We start from the raw sequence: 16,689 nt of genomic DNA on the forward strand, positions 1-16,689 counted from the left end.
TGGGTGCGGGTCCGGCCGTACCGCCATCGCCCCGCCCCGCGGCGCATCATCGCGCTTCCGGCCGGCGACGGCCGGCGCGCAGCAGGCTAGGCGCCAACCGTCTCCGCCACCTCCAGCCGCGCGAGCAACTGCCGCGGCCGCACCTGCTCGCCTTCCGCGACACGCAGCTCGACAACCTTGCCGGCGGCCGCCGCGGTGACCGCGAGGTGCATCTTCATCGCCTCGAGCACCAGCAGGGCCGCGCCCTTCTCCACCTGCTCCCCCGCCGTGACCTTCACCGCTACGACGCGCCCGCTCATCGGCGCCAGCACCTCGCCGCCCGCCGCCCCGTCCTGCAGCCGCGCATCCGACAGCGGCGCCGGCTCGAAGCGCAGCACCCGCCCGCCGAGGTCGAGCAGCAGCGCCTCGCCGTCGAAGGCGTGGCGGGCCGTCGCCTGCACGGGGCCGATGCGGAAGCGCAGCCGGTCGCCCTCGCGCGGCAGCAGCGCCACCGCCAGCCCCAGCGCGTCATCGCCCGGCGGGGCGGCGCCCTCGCCCAGGCTGACCGCGAGATGGCCCTCGGTGCGCGCGATGCGGGCATGGCGCAGCGTCTCGCCATGGCGCAGCCGCAGCGGCCGGCGCATCCGCCCCGCGCTCCACCAGCCCTGCCCGGCGCCCTCGCGCCCTTCCAGCAGCACCGCCGCCAGCGCCCAGGCCGCGTCGTCCGGCGCCGGGGCCGGCGGCATGGCCAGGCGATGGTCCACCCAGTCGGTGGTCGCCTGCCCCCCGGCGAAGACTGGGTCGCGCAGGATGCCGAGCAGGAAGTCGCGGTTGGTGGTCGGCCCCAGCAGCGCCAGTTCCTCGAGCGCGCGCACCAGCCGCCGCCGTGCCTCCTCGCGGTCGCGGCCATGGGCGATGACCTTGGCGAGCATCGGGTCGTAGAAGGCCGTCACCTCCTGCCCCGCCAGGATGCCGGCATCCACGCGCAGCCCCGGCCCCGCCGGCGGGTCGAAGACCAGCACCGGGCCGGTCTGCGGCAGGAAGCCCTGGCGCGGATCCTCGGCATAGAGCCGCGCCTCGATGGCGTGGCCGCGCAGCGCCACCTCATCCTGCGCGAGCGGCAGGCGCGCCCCTGCGGCGACCTCGATCTGCAACGCCACCAGGTCGAGGCCGGTGACGCATTCGGTGACCGGGTGCTCGACCTGCAGGCGCGTGTTCATCTCGAGGAACCAGAAGGCGCCCTCGGCGTCGAGCAGGAACTCCACCGTGCCGGCCCCGACATAGCCGACAGCATGGGCGAGGCGCACCGCCGCCTGCCCCATCGCCGCGCGCAGCGCCGGGTCCACCGCGGGGGAGGGCGCCTCCTCGATGATCTTCTGGTGGCGACGCTGCACCGAGCAGTCGCGCTCGCCCAGATGCAGGCAGTTGCCATGGGTGTCGGCGAAGACCTGCACCTCGACATGGCGGCCCGACAGCACGGCGCGTTCAAGGATCAGTTCGCCGTCACCGAAGGCGGATTGCGCCTCGGCCGCCGCGAGGGCGAGGGCGGGGGCGAGGTCGGCCTCGCGCTCGACGAAGCGCAGCCCGCGCCCGCCGCCGCCGGCCGCCGCCTTGACCATCAGCGGCAGGCCGAGACCGCGCGCCACCGCGAGGATGCCGGCCTGGTCGAGGCCGCGGCATTCGAGCCCGGGCAGGCAGGGCACGCCCGCCGCCGCCGCCCGTTCCTTGGCCTCGCGCTTGTTGCCCATGGCCTGGATCGCGGCCGGGGGCGGGCCGATGAAGGTCAGCCCCGCGGCGATGCAGGCGGCGGCGAATTCCGCGTTCTCGGCCAGGAAGCCGTAGCCCGGATGCAGCGCGTCGGCGCCGGTCAGCGCCGCCGCCTCAAGCAGCCGCGGCACCGAGAGGTAGGATTCGCCCACCGGCGCGGGGCCGATCTCCACCGCCTCGTCGGCCAGGGCGACATGCGGCGCGCCGGCATCGGCGGCGCTGTGCACCGCCACCGTGCGATAGCCCAGCGCGCGCGCGCTGCGGATGATGCGCGCGGCGATCTCGCCGCGATTGGCCACCAGGATCTTGGAGAAACCCGCCACCGGCGCCCCCTATGCCTCGCCGGCCCAGGCCGGGCGGCGTTTTTCCAGGAAGGACCTTGTGCCCTCGATGCCTTCCTCGGTGGTGACGCAATCGGCGAAGACCTCGGCGGCGAATTCGATCATCGCCGCGTCGTCGAGCAGCGATGCGGCGTTGAGCACCCGCTTGGTGCCCGCCAGCGCCCCCGGCCCGCAGCGCCGCACAGCGCGCTCGATCTCGGCGAGGCGCGCCTCGATCGCCGCATCGTCCTCGCACAGGTGATGCGCGAGGCCGAGCGACGCCGCCTCCCGCCCGTCGATCCGCGCGGCGGTGAGCGCGAGCCGGCGCGCCTGCGACAGGCCGAGCCGCCGCACCACATAGGGGGCGATCTGCGCCGGGGCGACGCCGATGCTCGCCTCCGGCATGGCGAATTGCGCGTCGGGCCGGGTGAGGGTGATGTCGGCCGCGCAGGCAAGGCCGAAGCCCCCGCCCATCGCCGCCCCCTCGACCACCGCGACGACCACCTGCGGCGCGTGGTTGACGGCGCGGAACAGCTCCCCGCCCAGGCGGTTGCGCTCGCGCGCCGCGACGCGCGGATCCGCGGCCTGGTCGTGCAGGCTCTGGTCGCGCTCGCGCATGTCGCCGCCCGAGCAGAACCAGCCGCCGGCGCCGCGCAGCACCACCAGCCGCACCGAGCGGTCATCGGCCAGCGCCGCGAACAGCGCGCGCATCTCCCGGTTCAGCGCGGCGCTCATGGCGTTGCGGCGTTCCGGCCGGGTGAACAGCACGTCGAGCCGCATGCCGCGGCGGGCAAGCGCCAGCGCCTCATGCTGACCGGTGGCGATCTCCATCTCTCGTCTCTCCGTCGTCACAGCCGCGCCGCGCCGAAGGTGATCGGGCTCAGCGGCCGCAGCGCGCCCTCGCGGCAGATCGACAGGCACAGCCCGAGCACCCGGCGCGTGTCGCGCGGGTCGATGATGCCGTCGTCCCACAGCCGCGCCGTGGCATAGAGCGCGGTGGAGACGCGGTCGTATTTCTCGATGATCTCGCGGCGCAGGGTGGCGATCCGCTCCTCGTCCACCGGCTTGCCGGCGCGCTGCAGCTTCGCCTCGGTCACGGTGCACAGCACGCCCGCCGCCTGCTCGCCGCCCATCACCGCGATGCGCGAATTGGGCCAGGAGAACAGGAAGCGAGGGTCGAAGCTGCGCCCGCACATGCCGTAGTTGCCGGCGCCGAAACTGCCGCCGACGATGACGGTGATCTGCGGCACGGTGGCGTTGGTGACCGCCTGGATCATCTTCGAGCCGTGCTTGACGATGCCCTCGGTCTCGGCCTCCCGCCCCACCATGTAGCCGGTGGTGTTCTGCAGGTAGATGATCGGGATGCCCGACTGGCAGCACAGCTGGATGAACTGCGCCGCCTTGACCGCGCCGCGCTGCGTGATCGGGCCGTTGTTGCCGATCAGCCCGCAGGGATGGCCCTCGATCCGGCCGCGGCCGCAGATGGTGTAGGGGTCGAAGGCGGCCTTGAACTCCAGGTAGTCGGAATCGTCGAGGATGCGCGCGAGGATCTCGCGCATGTCGTAGGGCGTCTGGTGGCGGGGCGGCACCAGGCCGAGCAGCTCCTCGGCCGCATGGCGCGGCGGGCGGGCCGGCGGCACCTCGATCTTCGGCCGGCGGTCGTTCCAGTAGAGCTTCTCCACCACCTCGCGCGCCAGGGCGATCGCGTCGGCGTCGTCCTCGGCGAGGTATTCGGTGGTGCCCGGCCCGGTCGCGTGCATGTCGGCGCCGCCGAGCTCCTCGTCGTCGGCGATCTCGCCGGTGGCGGCGCGCAGCAGCGGCGGGCCGGCGAGGAAGACGCGCGCGCGCCGCCGCACCATGATGACATGGTCCGACATGCCGGGCACATAGGCGCCGCCGGCGGTCGAGCTGCCATGCACCACCGTCACCTGCGGGATGCCGGCGGCCGACAGCCGCGCCTGGTTGAAGAACTTGCGGCCGCCGCGGACGAAGGTCTCCTCCTGGCGGAACAGGTTGCCGCCGCCGCTCTCGACCAGCTGGATCAGCGGCAGCTTCTCGCGCAGGGCGATGTCCTGCGCGCGCAGCGCCTTCTCGGTGCCCATCGGCACCGTGGTGCCGCCCTTGATGGCGCTGTCATTGGCGATGACCATGACGCGCGTGCCCGCGACCTGGCCGATGCCCACGATCAGCCCGCCGCCGAACACCTCCTCCACCCCGTCATCGTCATGCATGCCGAGCCCGGCGAGGGTCGAGAGGGCAAGGAAGGGCGCCCCGGGGTCGAGCAGCAGCTCGACCCTCTCGCGCGGCAGCAGCTGGCCGCGGCGGCGGAAGCGTTCGCGCTCGCGCTCCGAACGCTGCCGCACCTTGTCCTCGAGCGCGCGGAAGCGGGCGATCTCCGCCAGCATCCGCTCCCGGTTGTCGTGAAAGGCGGGCGCTGCGGTGTCGAGCCGCGATTCGATCACCGGCATCGCCGGACCTCCCGCCGCCTCAATGCCGCTTCCGCTGCCGGTGCGACAGGCCCATGTCCTTGGCGATGATCTGCAGCATCACCTCATTGGCCCCGCCGCCGATCGAGCTGATGCGCGAATCGCGGTAGATGCGCGAGACCGGGTTCTCCCACATGAAGCCCTGGCCGCCCCAGAACTGCAGGCAGCCGCTCGGGATCACCTGCAGCAGCTGGCCCGCCTTGAGCTTCGCCATCGAGGCCAGCCGCGTGACGTTGCCGCCATTCACATAGATCTCGACCGCGCGGTAGATCAGCGAGCGCAGCGCCTCGATCTCGGTCTGCCATTCGGCCAGCTTGAACTGGATCCACTGGTTGTCGAGCAGGGCCTGCCCGAAGGCCTGGCGCTGGCCGGTGTATTCGGCCGTCATCGCCACCGCGTCCTCGAGCTGCGTGATGCTGCGCGTCGCCCCGTAGAGGCGTTCCTCCTGGAACTGCTCCATCTGGTAGATGAAGCCCTTGCCTTCCTCGCCGATGCGGTTGCGGACCGGCACGCGCACCTCGTCGAAGAAGATCTGCGCGGTGTCCGAGCAGCGCAGGCCGAGCTTGTCCAGCACCCGCGCCACCGTCACGCCCTTGGTCTTCATCGGCACCACGATGAGCGACTTGTTGCGGTGCGGCGCGCCTTCCTCGCCGGTGTTGCACAGCAGGCAGATCCAGTCGGCCTGGGCGCCGTTGGTGATCCACATCTTGCCGCCGTTGATGACGTAGTCGTCGCCGTCGCGCCGCGCATGGGTGCGGATGCTCGCCACGTCCGATCCCGCGCCTTCCTCGCTGACGCCGATCGCGCCGACCATGTCGCCGGCGATCAGCGGCACCAGGAACTCGCGGCGCAGCTCGTCCGAGCCATGCTTGGCCAGCGCCGGGCAGCACATGTTGGTCTGCACGCCGATCGAGGTGGACACGCCCTGCGCCGCGACATGGCCGAGCTCCTCGGCCATCACCGTCTCGTAGGAATAGTCGAGGCCGAGGCCGCCGAAGGAGGGCGGGCGGGTGATGCCGAGCAGCCCGGCCTTGCCGAGGATCTTCATCACCTGGTGGGCGGGGTAGCGGCCAGCCTTCTCCCACTCATCGACATGGGGGTTGATCTCCTCCTTCACGATGCGGGCGATCGTGCGGCGGATGGCCTCGTGTTCCTCGGTGAACAGCATGCGCGTCTCCTCGTTCGTTGTGTCGGTCAGAGCGTCTGGATCAGGGCGTCCACGGCGACGCCGCCGCGCCCGCGCGGGTGCAGGATGAAGGGGTTGACGTCCACGCCGAGCAGCCGGTCGCGGTGGCGGTCGGCGAAGACCGACAGCCGCGCGAGTGCGGCGGCCAGCGCCTCGACATCGGCCGGCGGCGCCCCGCGCGCGCCTTCGAGCAGCGGCCAGGCGCGCAGCTCGCGCAGCATCCGCATCGCCTCGGCCTCGCTGAAGGGCGCCACGCGGAAGCTGACATCGCCGAGTGCCTCGACATGGATGCCGCCGAGCCCGGCCATCACCACCGGGCCGAAGACCGGGTCGCGGTGGACGCCGAGGATCATCTCGGTGCCCCGCCCGACCATGGGGGAGACGATCACGCCCTCGATGCGCGCGCCCGGCGCCTTCTCGCGCGCCGAGGCGCCGATGCGCGCGAAGGCGTCGCGCACCGCCGCGGCGGAGGCGAGGCCGAGCGCCACGCCGCCCACCTCGGTCTTGTGGGCGATGTCGGGCGAGAGGATCTTCATCGCCACCGGGAAGCCCAGCGCCTCGGCCGCCGCCGCCGCCTCCTCGGCCGTGCGGGCGATGCGGTCGGGGACCATCGGGATGCCGGCGCCGGCGAGGATCGCCTTGGCCGCGCGCTCATCGAGCGGGCCGGCCGGCAGGTCCGGCTGCGGCGGCAGCACCGGCGGCGCCTCGGCCGCGCCGCGCTCGGCGAAGGCGCGCCCGAAGCGCACCAGCGCGGCGATGGCGCGCGTCGCCTCCACCGGGTCGCGATAGACCAGCATGCCGCGTTCCTCGAGGCTGCGGCGGACCTCCGGCGCGGCATCCATGGCCAACGCGAAGACGCGGTCCGAGAACTCGGCCGACAGCGCCTCGAAGATCGGGCGCAGGCGCTCGACGAAAACGGGGTTGCGGCCGAGATGCGCCATGAACAGCACCGCCGTCGGGCAGCCGCCCTGCTGCATGAGGATCCGCAGCGACTTCGGCCACAGCGAGAAATCATGCAGCGCCGCGCCGGTCAGGTCCACCGGGTTGCGAAGCCCGCCCGCCGGCACCAGCGCGCGCAGCTCCTCCCGCGCCGGGGCCGGCAGTTCCGGCACGTCCAGCCCCTCGCGCCGCGCGGTGTCGGCGGTCAGCACGCCCGCCCCGCCCGAGATGGTCAGCACGCCGAGCGCCGGCGTGGTCGGGAAGCGCCCGAGGTTGCAGGCGTAGCCGATCGAGAGGAACTCCTCGAGCGAGCGGGCGCGGTGCACGTCGTACTGGCGGAACAGCGCGTCATAGACCTCGTCCGCGCCGGCCAGCGAGGCGGTGTGCGAGGCCGCCGCCGCGGCGCCGACATCCGAGGCGCCGACCTTCATCATCACCACCGGCTTGCCCAGCGCGCGGGCGCGTTCCAGCGCGCCCACCAGCGCCTGCGGCCGGCCGCAGCCCTCGATATAGGCGAGCACGACGCGCGTCTCGGGATCCTCGAGCGCATAGGCCAGGGTGTCGGTGAAATCCACATCCGCCTGGTTGCCCGTGGTGGCCCAGAGGTTGAGGCCGATCCCCTGGTCGCGCGCGAGGCCGAGGCAATAGGAGCCGAAGGCGCCAGACTGGCTGACGATGCTGACCCCGCCCGGCTTCGGCCAATTGCCCGAGACGATATAGGTGAAGGAGGCGATGAGCCGCCGGCGCACATTGATCGTGCCCATGCAGTTCGGCCCCATCAGCCGCATGCCGTGCCGGCGCGCCAGCGCGACCAGGCTGTCCTGCGCCTGCCGTCCCGCCTCGTCCACCTCGGCGAAGCCGGCGCTGAACACCACCGCGGCGCGCACGCCCTTGGCCGCGCAGGCCTCGATCGCGCCATGCACGTCGCGCGTCGGCACCGAGACGATGGCGAGATCGACCTCGCCCGGCACATCGGCGATGGAGCGGTAGGCGGGCAGGCCCTGCACCGTCGGGTAGTTCGGGTTGACGGGCAGGATGCGGCCCTCGAAGCCGGCCTCGATCAGGCCGGCGACGGGGCGGCCGCCGATCTTGAGCGGGTCGGCCGAGGCGCCGATCACCGCCACCGAACGGGCATTGAAGAAGGGCGCGACCGTGGCGGCCGCCGGCCAGGAAGCGAGGGTCACGGGCGCCGCGCCCACCGGCGCGAAGCGCCCCGCATGGCGCGCCGCGATACGCGGCCCGCGCCGTCGTGCCGCAGCGCGGCCCGCAAGCGAGTCGTCATCCTGAACTTCCCCACCCATGACCGCGGCTGCGTCGCGCCGCGTGCCTCGTTCTCGTGGTCCAATCATTGACGGCCGGAACAGGGCTGTCAAGGATGCCGGGACGGCTGGCGCGATACCGCCCTCGTGCCGCAAGATGGCGCGGCGGGCGCAACGCGCCGGCGCAAATGGGGAGGAGGCCAGGACGCATGTCCGATCTGCCGAAGCGCGTCGAGTTCCACGAGGAAGGCCCGCGCGAGGGCTTCCAGATCGAGCCGCGGGTCTATCCGCTCGAACAGCGCGCCGCGCTGGTCGAGGCGCTGGCCGAGACCGGCCTCAAGGCGGTGCAGGTCGCCTCCTTCGTCTCGCCCAAGGCGGTGCCGCAGATGGCGGATTCCGAGGCGCTCTTCGCCGCCATCCGCCGCCGCCCCGGCGTGCGCTACGAGGCGGTCTGGTTGAACGAGCAGGGCTTCGAGCGCGCCCGCGCCACGCCCGGCGTCGATCTCGCCGGCAAGATCAGCCTCTATGCCTCCGACGCCTTCGCGCGGCGCAACAACAACTGCTCGGCCGAGGAGATGCGCGGGCGCGTGCTGCGCTGGCTCGACCTCTATGCCGAGGCGGGGCTGAAGGTCGAGCGCGCGCTGGTCATGGCCGCCTTCGGCTGCAACTTCGAGGGCGAGATCCCGCCGGCCCGCGCGGTGGACGAGCTGGTCTGGGCGCACCGCACCTGCGCCGAGCGCGGCATCGTGCTGCCGAAGGTCTATCTCGCCGACACCATGGGCTGGGCCAATCCGCAATCGGTCCGCCGGCTGGTGGGCATGCTGCGCGAGGCGCTGCCCGCCACCCGCATCGGGCTGCACCTGCACGACACGCGCGGGCTCGGCGCGGCGAATGTGCTGGCGGCGCTCGAGATGGGCGTCGATCTGTTCGACAGCTCGATCGCCGGGCTCGGCGGCTGCCCATTCGCGGGGCATGGCGACAGCCGCGGCGCGGGCAACATCTGCACCGAGGACACGGTGTTCCTCTGCCACGAGATGGGCATCGAGACCGGCCTCGACCTCGAGAAGCTGATCGAGGCGGCGCGCCTCGCCGAGCGCATCATCGGCCGTCCGCTCGGCGGGCATGTCATGCATGCCGGCTCGCTCGCCAAATACCGCGCGCGGGCGGGCGCCGCCGCCGGCCACGGCTGATCGCGACCAGGGGCGGGACATCCGCGAGGGAACCACGAATGAGCTTCATACCGACCGAGGAGCAGCAGGCGATCTCCGACGCCGCGCGCCGCTTCGCCGCCAGCCGGCTCGCGCCCGGCTACCGCGCGCGCGAACAGGCCGGCGCGCTCGATCGCGCGCTGCTGCGCGAGATGGGCGGCCTCGGCCTGATCGCGCCCGAGATGCCCGAGAGCCATGGCGGCCTCGGCCAGTCCTGCGTGACGGCGGGGCTGGTGGTCGAGGCGGTGGCCCATGCCGACATCAATGTCAGCTACGTCCAGCTGCTCGGCTCGCTGATGGGCAGCATCATCCTGCGCCACGCGGCGGCGCCGCTGGCGCAGGACTGGGTGCGGCGCATCGTCGGCGGGGAGGCGATCGTCGCCATCGGCCTGACCGAGCCGCGCGGCGGGTCGGATGCGGCCAACCTCGCGCTGCGCGCCGAGCGCGCCGGCAATGGCTGGGTGCTGTCGGGCGAGAAGACCTCGATCAGCTGCGCCGACCAGGCCGAGGGGATCGTCGTCTTCGCCCGCAGCGGCCGCCCCGAGGACGGCGCGCGCGGCGTCAGCGCCTTCCTCGTGCCGCTCGACGCGCCGGGCATCTCGCGCTCGCGCTTCGACGATTTCGGCACCTGCGCGGTGGGCCGCGGCTCGGTCTTCTTCGACGGCGTGAAGGTGCCGGCCGACCACATGCTCGGCGAGGAGAACCGCGGCTTCGTGCAGGTCATGCAGGGCTTCGACTACAGCCGCGCGCTGATCGGGCTGCAATGCATCGCCGCCGCGCAGGCCTCGCTCGACGAGAGCTGGGCCTACATCCAGGAACGCCGGACCTTCGGCGCGCCGCTGGCGCAATACCAGGGCGTGACCTTCCCCCTCGCCGAGGGGGAGACCATGCTCGCCGCGGCGCGGATGCTCTGCTACCAGACCCTGGCGCTGCGCGACCACGGCCTGCCGCACACCTCGGAAGCGGCGATGTGCAAGTGGCTCGCCCCCAAGACGGCGGTGGAGGTGATCCACCAATGCCTGCTGACCCACGGCCATGCCGGCTATTCGAAGGACCTGCCGCACCAGCAGCGGCTGCGCGACGTCATGGGACTCGAGATCGGCGACGGCACCGCGCAGATCATGAAGCTGGTGATCGCGCGCGAGAAGATCGGCCGCGTCGCGGTGCAATACGCGCGGCAGGGCTGATGCCCTGCCGCTGCTCGGGCGTCAGGCTCTTGGCCCGCTCGCGCAGCTGGAACTTCTGGATCTTGCCCGAGGGCGTCTTGGGCATCTGCTCCACCACTTCGAGCCGTTCAGGCAGATACTGCTTGGCGATCCGCTCGCGCAGCAGGAAGGCGTTGAGTTCGGCGAGGCTCGGCGCGCCGGCGCTGGGGCGCGGCACGACGAAGGCGCAGGCCCGCTCGCCGAGCCGCGCATCCGGCATGGCGACCACTGCCGCCTCCTGCACGGCGGGGTGGCGGTAGATCAGGCCCTCCACCTCGACGACGGGAATGTTCTCGCCGCCGCGGATGATGATGTCCTTGGCGCGGCCGGTGATGCGGACATAGCCGTCCGCATCCAAGCGCGCGAGGTCGCCGGTCTCGAACCAGCCCTCGGCGTCCGTGGCGAACCATTCCGGCCGGCGCAGATAGCCGACGAAATTGCTGGCGCTGCGGATCTGCAGCCGGCCCTCCTGATCGGCCGGCAGCGGCTGGCCTTCCGCATCCACCACCCGCAGCTCGACGCCGGGCAGCGGGCAGCCATCGGTCTCGAAGGCCTTCTCGGGCGGGTCGTCCGGCCGGGTGGTGGTGGCGGCGCCGTTCTCGGTCATGCCCCAGGCGGAGATGATGGTGGCGCCGAGCGACTCGGCGGCGCGCCGCGCCAGCACGCGCGGGATCGGCGCCCCGGCCGAAAGGAACATCCGCAGGCTGCGGACCGAGGCGGGCCGGCGCGCGCCCACCTCCGCGAGATCCGACAGGAAGGGCGTCGAGGCCATGGTGAAGGTGACGCCCTCGGCCTCGATCAGGTCGGCCGCCTCCTCCGGCTGCCAGATGTCCTGCAGCACCACCTTGGCGCCGAGCAGGATCGGCGCCATCAGCCCGTACATGAAGCCGGTCTGGTGCGCCATGGGCGAGGACATCATCAGCACATCCGCCGCCCCGAGGCCGATGCGCCCGATATAGCCGCGGACATTGCTGAACAGCGTGTTGGAGGTGTGCATCACCCCCTTCGGTTCCCCGGTGGTGCCGGAGGTGAAGAGGATCTGCACCACATCGTCGGCCGCCGGCCGGCCGGCGGCGAAGATCGCGCGCGCATCGGCCCCGGGCTGCGGCGCCAGGAGCTGGTCGAAATCCTCCTCGCCCTCGCCGCCGACCACCAGCAGCCGGGCGAGCCGCGGCAGGCGCGGGCGCAGCGTCCGCGCCATCGCCGCGTGATCGAAGCCGCGATACAGCCGCGGCACGATGAACACCTTGCTCTCGGCCAGGGCGAGCATGAAGCCGAGCTCGCGCTCGCGGAAGATCGGCATCAGCGGGTTGGTCACCGCGCCGATCCTCAGGCACGCCAGGTGCAGGGCGGTGAACTGCCACCAGTTGGGCAGCTGGAAGGAGACCACGTCGCCGCGCCCCACCCCCATCCGCGACAGGCCGAGCGCGATGCGTTCCGCCCGCGCGGCGAGCTCGGCATAGGTCAGCGAGGCGCGCTCGCCGGTCAGGCTGTTGCGGCCGACGATGGCGGTCGCGCCCGGTTGCGCGGCGACCGCCGCATCCAGGCTGTCGGTCAGCAGATGGTCGCCCCACAGCCCCGCCGCGCGCATGGCGCGGATGCGGGATTCGGGCAGGATCGGGTCGAACTGCATGGACGTTGCCTCCGTTGATTGGGGGCCCGCCCTGTCAGTCGCGCCGGGCGAAACTCCGGCCGATCAGCTGGCGGTGCACCTGGTTCGTACCTTCCCATATCTGGGTGATCTTGGCGTCACGGAAAAGGCGCTCGACCCGGTAGTCCTGGATGTAGCCGTAGCCGCCATGCATCTGGATCGCGTCGGTGGCGATCCGCATGGCGAGGTCGGAGGCGCGCATCTTCGCCATCGAGGATTCGAGGCCGTAGCCCTCCTCGCCGTCCTCCATCACGCCGCACAGGTAGTCGAGCCACGCCTCGGCCATGGCGAGGTCGGTCGCGGCATCGGCGATGGTGAACTGGTTGGCCTGGAAATCCACGATCCGCCGGCCGGAGGAGCGGCGGTCATTGGCATAGGAGACCATGTCGCGGAAGGCCGCCCGCGCGATGCCGAGCGCATGCGCCGCCACCGAGGGGCGCGAGCGGTTGAGCGCGGCGAACAGCAGCTTCAGCCCCTCCCCCGGCGCGCCGATCAGGTTGGCGCGCGGCACGCGGCAGCCCTCGAAGGCGAGCGCGGCGGTGGAGGATGCGCGGTGGCCGAGCTTCTCCTCCAGCCGCAGCACCTTGTAGCCCTGCACCGCCTGCCGCTCGATCACCAGCAGGCTGATCGCGCCCTTGGGGTCGGCGATGCCCTCCCACTTGCCGAAAAGAAGCAGGAAATCGGCCACGTCGCCGCTGGTGATGAAGACCTTGCCGCCATCGACCACGATCTCGTCGCCCTCGGGGCGGAAGCGCGTGGTCATGGCGGTGGCGTCGGAGCCGCCGACCGCCTCGGTGATGGCGAGCGCGCCGAGCGCGCCCTCGGCGATGCGCGGCAGCACGCGCGCCTTCAGCTCCTCGGAGCCGAAATCCATCAGCGGCCCGAGCGCATGGTAGTTGGTGGCATAGATGATGGCGGTGGAGGCGCAGGCCTCGGCGAGGATCTTGACCACCTCGAGATAGGTGCGGAAGCGCAGCCCCACCCCGCCATGGGCCTCGGGCAGGAAGATACGGTTGAGGCCGAGCTCGTTGATGCGGCGGATATTGTCCCAGGGGAATTCGCCGCTGCGGTCGTGATGGGCCGCGCGCGGGGCGATGTGCTCGGCGCAGAGCCGGCGCACCTGGTCGAGCAGCAGCGTCTCCTCGGCGGTCCAGCCGCGGCGGCGTTCGAGGCGTTCGAAGATGGGGTTCATGGGTTCCTGCCTTTCCTGCGCTGGCGCCGCCCGGTCATGCCGGCCGCATGCCGGAACGGCGGACGACATCGCCCCAGCGCTCGATCTCGCGGGTGATGAAGGCTGCGATCTCCGGCGGCGACATGGGCTCGCCCGGATTGGCGCCGAGTTCGGCGAAGCGCGCGCGCAGCGCCGGTTCGGCCAGCGCGGCGATGATGGCCTCGTTCAGCCGCGCCACCGCCTCGGGCGGCGTGCGCGCGGGCGCGAGCGCCGCGTTCCAGGTGCGGCAGTCGAAGCCCGCGACGCCCGCTTCCTCGAGCGTGGGCACGCCGGGGAAGACCGGCGAAGGGGTGCGGGTGCTGATCGCGAGGGCCCGCACGCTGCCCGAACGCACCAGCGCCGAGGCGGTGGAGACCGGGTCGAACGTGAACTGGATCTGTCCCGCCACCAGATCCTGCAGCGCCGGGCCGTTGCCGCGATAGGCGACGTGCAGGATGTCCACCCCGGCCAGCAGCCGCAGCAGCTCGCCCGCCAGGTGCGGCGTGCTGCCCACCCCGGCCGAGCCATAGGTGAAGGCGCCCGGCCGCGCGCGCAGCAGCGCCAGGAAGGCGCGCGCATCCGCCGCCGGCACCGCCGGGTGGACGATCAGCGCCATCGGCACCTCGCTGAACATGGCCACCGGGGCGAAGTCGCGCTCGGTGTCGTAGGGCAGGGAGGGCAGCAGCGTCGGGTTGACCGTGTGGCTGGTGGTCGCCACCAGCAGCGTGTAGCCGTCGGGCGCCGCGCGCGCGACGAATTCCGAGCCGCCGACGACCCCTCCGCCGGTGCGGTTCTCGACCACCACGGGCTGGCCGAGCCGGGCGGTGATCGCCTGCGCCACGAGGCGGGAGACGACATCGGTGCCCCCGCCCGCGGCATAGGGCACGACAAGACGCACCGGACGGTCGGGAAACGCCGCCGATGCGGGCGCCGCCAGCGCCACGCCGCCCATCCCGGCCATCAGCGACCGGCGCGAGATGCCAGGATTGTGCTTGTTGTTCATCGCCGCCGCCTCCCTGCCTTGTGGCAGGCGCGGGCGGCGATCCGCCCGCGCCCGTGATGGTCCGGTTCCCCGCGCCCCTCGCTCAGCGGAAGGGCGAGAAGTCCGGCTTGCGCTTCTCGACGAAGGCGCGCTTGCCTTCCATCGCTTCCTCGGTGTGGCCGAAGCCGTCGAGCGCGGCCATCGCCATCTTGGTGGTGCCGTAGGCATGGGCCGAATCGGCGTTGAAGGAATACTTCAGGAACTTGATGGCGGTCGGGCTCAGCGCCGCGATCTCCGCCGCCCAGCCCTTGGCCTCGGTCATCAGCTGGGCCTGCGGCACGATCTTGTTGACGAGGCCCATCTCCTTCGCTTCCTCCGCCGTGTACTGGCGGCAGAGGAACCAGATCTCGCGCGCCTTCTTCTCGCCGACGATGCGCGTCAGCAGCGCCGTGCCCCAGCCGGCGTCGAAGGAGCCGACGCGTGGCCCGGCCTGGCCGAAGCGGGCATTGTCGGATGCGATGGTCAGGTCGCACAGCACATGCAGCACATGGCCGCCGCCGATGGCGAAGCCGTTCACCGCCGCGATCACCGGCTTGGGGATGTCGCGGATGGTGTTCTGCAGCGTCTCGACCTCCCACAGCCCGTTGGCGCTGGTGCCGTAGCCGCCGGTCTCGACGTATTCCTTCTGGTCGCCGCCGGTGCAGAAGGCCTTGCTGCCCGCGCCGGTCAGGATCACGCAGGCGACCTTCTGGTCCACCCAGGCGCGCTGGAGGGCGTTGATGAGTTCCTCCACCGTGCGGCCGCGGAAGGAATTGTAGCGGTCGGGCCGGTTGATGGTGATGATCGCCGTGGAATCCTCCACGGCATAGAGGATGTCGGTGTAGTCCATCGGTGTGTTCTCCTGGAGATGGGCGAGAAGGGAAGGCGCGGGGCGCGGCGGCCCCGCACCCGTCACGACATGGTCAGCCCGCCCGAGACGCTGAGCGTCTGGCCGGTGATGTAGCGCGAGCGGTCGGAGGCGAAGAACAGGATCGCGTCGGCGATCTCCTCGGGCTTCGCCACGCGCTTGAGCGGGATGGCTCGGGCCAGCGCCTCGCGCATCCGCTCGGGCTGGGCGGCGAAGAGCGGCGTGTCGGTCGGCCCCGGGCAGACCACGTTGCAGGTGATCTCGTGGCGCGCCATCTCGCGCGCCAGCGACTTGGTGAAGGCGATGACGCCGCCCTTGGCGCCGGCATAGACCGTCTCGCCCATGCTGCCGACGCGCCCGGCGTCGCTCGCCACCGTCACCACCCTGCCGCCGCCGCCTTCCATCATCGGGTCGAGGAAGGCGCGCACGAAGCGCACGCAGCCGAGGTAGTTGATCTGCACGATCTGTTCCCAGAACTCGGGCGGATTCTTCACGAAGGGCTCGATGCGGTCCCACCCGGCGGTGCTGATCACCGCATCGGCGCGCTTGACCTTCGCATGCACCGCGGCGGCGAAGGCGGCGACCGCCTCGGGCTTGGTGACGTCGAGCGGCAGCGCCTCGGCCTGGCCGCCGGCGGCGGCGATGCGCGCGGCGGTCTCGCGCCCGCCATCGAGGTTGAGGTCGCCGATGAAGACGCGCGCGCCGGCCTGCGCCAGCGCCAGGCAGGTGGCGCGCCCGATGCCGGAGGCGCCGCCGCTCACCACGGCGACCTTGTCGTTGAGTTTCATCTCTCGCTCCTACTTTCGTCTGCTTTCGAGGAAGGCCGAGACGCGCTTGCGCGCCTCCTCCGTGGTCATCAGCCGCCGCGTCGCGTCGTGCTCCATCGCGTAGCCGTCCGGGGCGCGGTCGGTCGAGGCGCGGATGCACGCCTTGCAGGCGGCCAGCGCCGGCCCCGCGAGGCCGGCCACCTGGTCGGCCAGCGCGCGCGCGCGCGCCGGCAATTCGGCGCCCGGCACCGCCCACTGGACGATGCCAAGGCGCTCGGCGGTGGCGCCGTCCACCGCCTCGGCGGCGAGGATGATGCGCGCCGCGACGCCCGGCCCGCACAGCCGGGTCAGCCGCTGCGTGCCGCCGGCGCCGGGGATCAGGCCGATGCCGGCTTCCGGCAGCCCGATCCGCGCCTCCTGCGCGGCGATCCGCAGGTCGCACGACAGCGCCAGTTCCAGCCCGCCGCCGAGCGCCGGGCCGTTGATCTCGGCGATGGTGACGAGCGGCAGCCGCTCGATACGGTCATAGAGGTGATGGAAGGCGGCGACATGGCGCAGCATGTCGCGCACCCCATCCTCGGCGCCGAACCGCCCGCCGATCTCCTTGAGATCGGCGCCGGCCGAGAAGAACCGCAGCGCGCTGCGGATGTGCAGCGCGCGCGGCAGGCCCTCGCGCTCGATCCCGTCGAGCACGCGGTTGAAGCCGGCGAGGAACTCCTCGCTGATGGCATTGGCGGGCGCGCGGTTCATCGTCACCACGACGACGCCTTCGCGCCGCTCGACCTCGAACATCCTGATTCCTTCCTTCCCTTCTGCGGGCGCC

The 16,689-nt window shown here is 72.3% G+C and carries 13 protein-coding genes; 2 read left to right on the plus strand and 11 right to left on the minus strand.

Going from position 1 to position 16,689, the window contains the following annotated elements; translation table 11 throughout:
- Positions 1 to 86 precede the first annotated feature (86 nt).
- The 5 genes from E5N76_RS06180 to E5N76_RS06200 are packed head-to-tail and all read right to left on the minus strand — an operon-like array spanning position 87 to position 7,861.
- Complete coding sequence (locus E5N76_RS06180) at positions 87 to 2,069, minus strand: acetyl/propionyl/methylcrotonyl-CoA carboxylase subunit alpha (protein WP_149536417.1); 1,983 nt, start codon at positions 2,067 to 2,069, stop codon at positions 87 to 89.
- A 9-nt stretch (positions 2,070 to 2,078) separates the two neighbouring features.
- Positions 2,079 to 2,897, minus strand: a complete 819-nt coding sequence (locus tag E5N76_RS06185; RefSeq protein ID WP_149536418.1) for an enoyl-CoA hydratase/isomerase family protein — start codon at positions 2,895 to 2,897, stop codon at positions 2,079 to 2,081.
- Positions 2,898 to 2,914: 17 nt separating this feature from the next.
- Positions 2,915 to 4,534 carry an acyl-CoA carboxylase subunit beta gene (locus E5N76_RS06190; protein ID WP_099096103.1) on the minus strand — a complete coding sequence of 540 codons (1,620 nt, stop codon included), beginning with the start codon at positions 4,532 to 4,534 and terminating at the stop codon, positions 2,915 to 2,917.
- A gap of 19 nt (positions 4,535 to 4,553) precedes the next feature.
- Positions 4,554 to 5,720 (minus strand): acyl-CoA dehydrogenase family protein, encoded by a 1,167-nt coding sequence (locus tag E5N76_RS06195; RefSeq protein WP_090571750.1) that lies wholly within the window; start codon positions 5,718 to 5,720, stop codon positions 4,554 to 4,556.
- A gap of 26 nt (positions 5,721 to 5,746) precedes the next feature.
- Complete coding sequence (locus E5N76_RS06200; protein ID WP_207791874.1) at positions 5,747 to 7,861, minus strand: acetate--CoA ligase family protein; 2,115 nt, start codon at positions 7,859 to 7,861, stop codon at positions 5,747 to 5,749.
- Positions 7,862 to 8,145: 284 nt separating this feature from the next.
- Here E5N76_RS06200 and E5N76_RS06205 point away from each other — a divergent pair, with 284 nt between their 5' ends.
- A complete protein-coding gene (locus E5N76_RS06205; RefSeq protein WP_149536420.1) occupies positions 8,146 to 9,126 on the plus strand; it encodes a hydroxymethylglutaryl-CoA lyase in 981 nt (326 codons plus the stop codon).
- 38 nt (positions 9,127 to 9,164) lie between these two features.
- Complete coding sequence (gene aliB / locus E5N76_RS06210) at positions 9,165 to 10,331, plus strand: cyclohexanecarboxyl-CoA dehydrogenase (RefSeq protein WP_149536421.1); 1,167 nt, start codon at positions 9,165 to 9,167, stop codon at positions 10,329 to 10,331.
- Here the strand turns inward: aliB and E5N76_RS06215 are convergent.
- The 6 genes from E5N76_RS06215 to E5N76_RS06240 all read right to left on the minus strand — a co-directional run bounded on the left by E5N76_RS06215 (position 10,264) and on the right by E5N76_RS06240 (position 16,658).
- A complete protein-coding gene (locus E5N76_RS06215; protein ID WP_149536422.1) occupies positions 10,264 to 11,982 on the minus strand; it encodes a cyclohexanecarboxylate-CoA ligase in 1,719 nt (572 codons plus the stop codon). The genes aliB and E5N76_RS06215 overlap by 68 nt on opposite strands.
- Before the next feature lie 34 nt (positions 11,983 to 12,016).
- Positions 12,017 to 13,192, minus strand: coding sequence for an acyl-CoA dehydrogenase family protein (locus E5N76_RS06220; protein ID WP_149536423.1), 1,176 nt, complete (start codon positions 13,190 to 13,192; stop codon positions 12,017 to 12,019).
- Between the two features lie 34 nt (positions 13,193 to 13,226).
- Positions 13,227 to 14,213 (minus strand): Bug family tripartite tricarboxylate transporter substrate binding protein, encoded by a 987-nt coding sequence (locus tag E5N76_RS06225; RefSeq protein WP_149536424.1) that lies wholly within the window; start codon positions 14,211 to 14,213, stop codon positions 13,227 to 13,229.
- Between the two features lie 82 nt (positions 14,214 to 14,295).
- Positions 14,296 to 15,081, minus strand: coding sequence for an enoyl-CoA hydratase-related protein (locus E5N76_RS06230; RefSeq protein ID WP_090664798.1), 786 nt, complete (start codon positions 15,079 to 15,081; stop codon positions 14,296 to 14,298).
- A 62-nt stretch (positions 15,082 to 15,143) separates the two neighbouring features.
- The gene (locus E5N76_RS06235; protein ID WP_149536425.1) at positions 15,144 to 15,887 is read right to left on the minus strand and encodes an SDR family NAD(P)-dependent oxidoreductase; all 744 of its coding nucleotides are present in this window, start codon (positions 15,885 to 15,887) and stop codon (positions 15,144 to 15,146) included.
- Between the two features lie 9 nt (positions 15,888 to 15,896).
- Complete coding sequence (locus E5N76_RS06240) at positions 15,897 to 16,658, minus strand: enoyl-CoA hydratase/isomerase family protein (protein WP_149536426.1); 762 nt, start codon at positions 16,656 to 16,658, stop codon at positions 15,897 to 15,899.
- Between the last annotated feature and the right edge of the window lie 31 nt (positions 16,659 to 16,689).

It is taken from the genome of Siccirubricoccus phaeus, assembly GCF_008360935.1.
Taxonomy (GTDB): Bacteria; Pseudomonadota; Alphaproteobacteria; order Acetobacterales; family Acetobacteraceae; genus Siccirubricoccus; species Siccirubricoccus phaeus.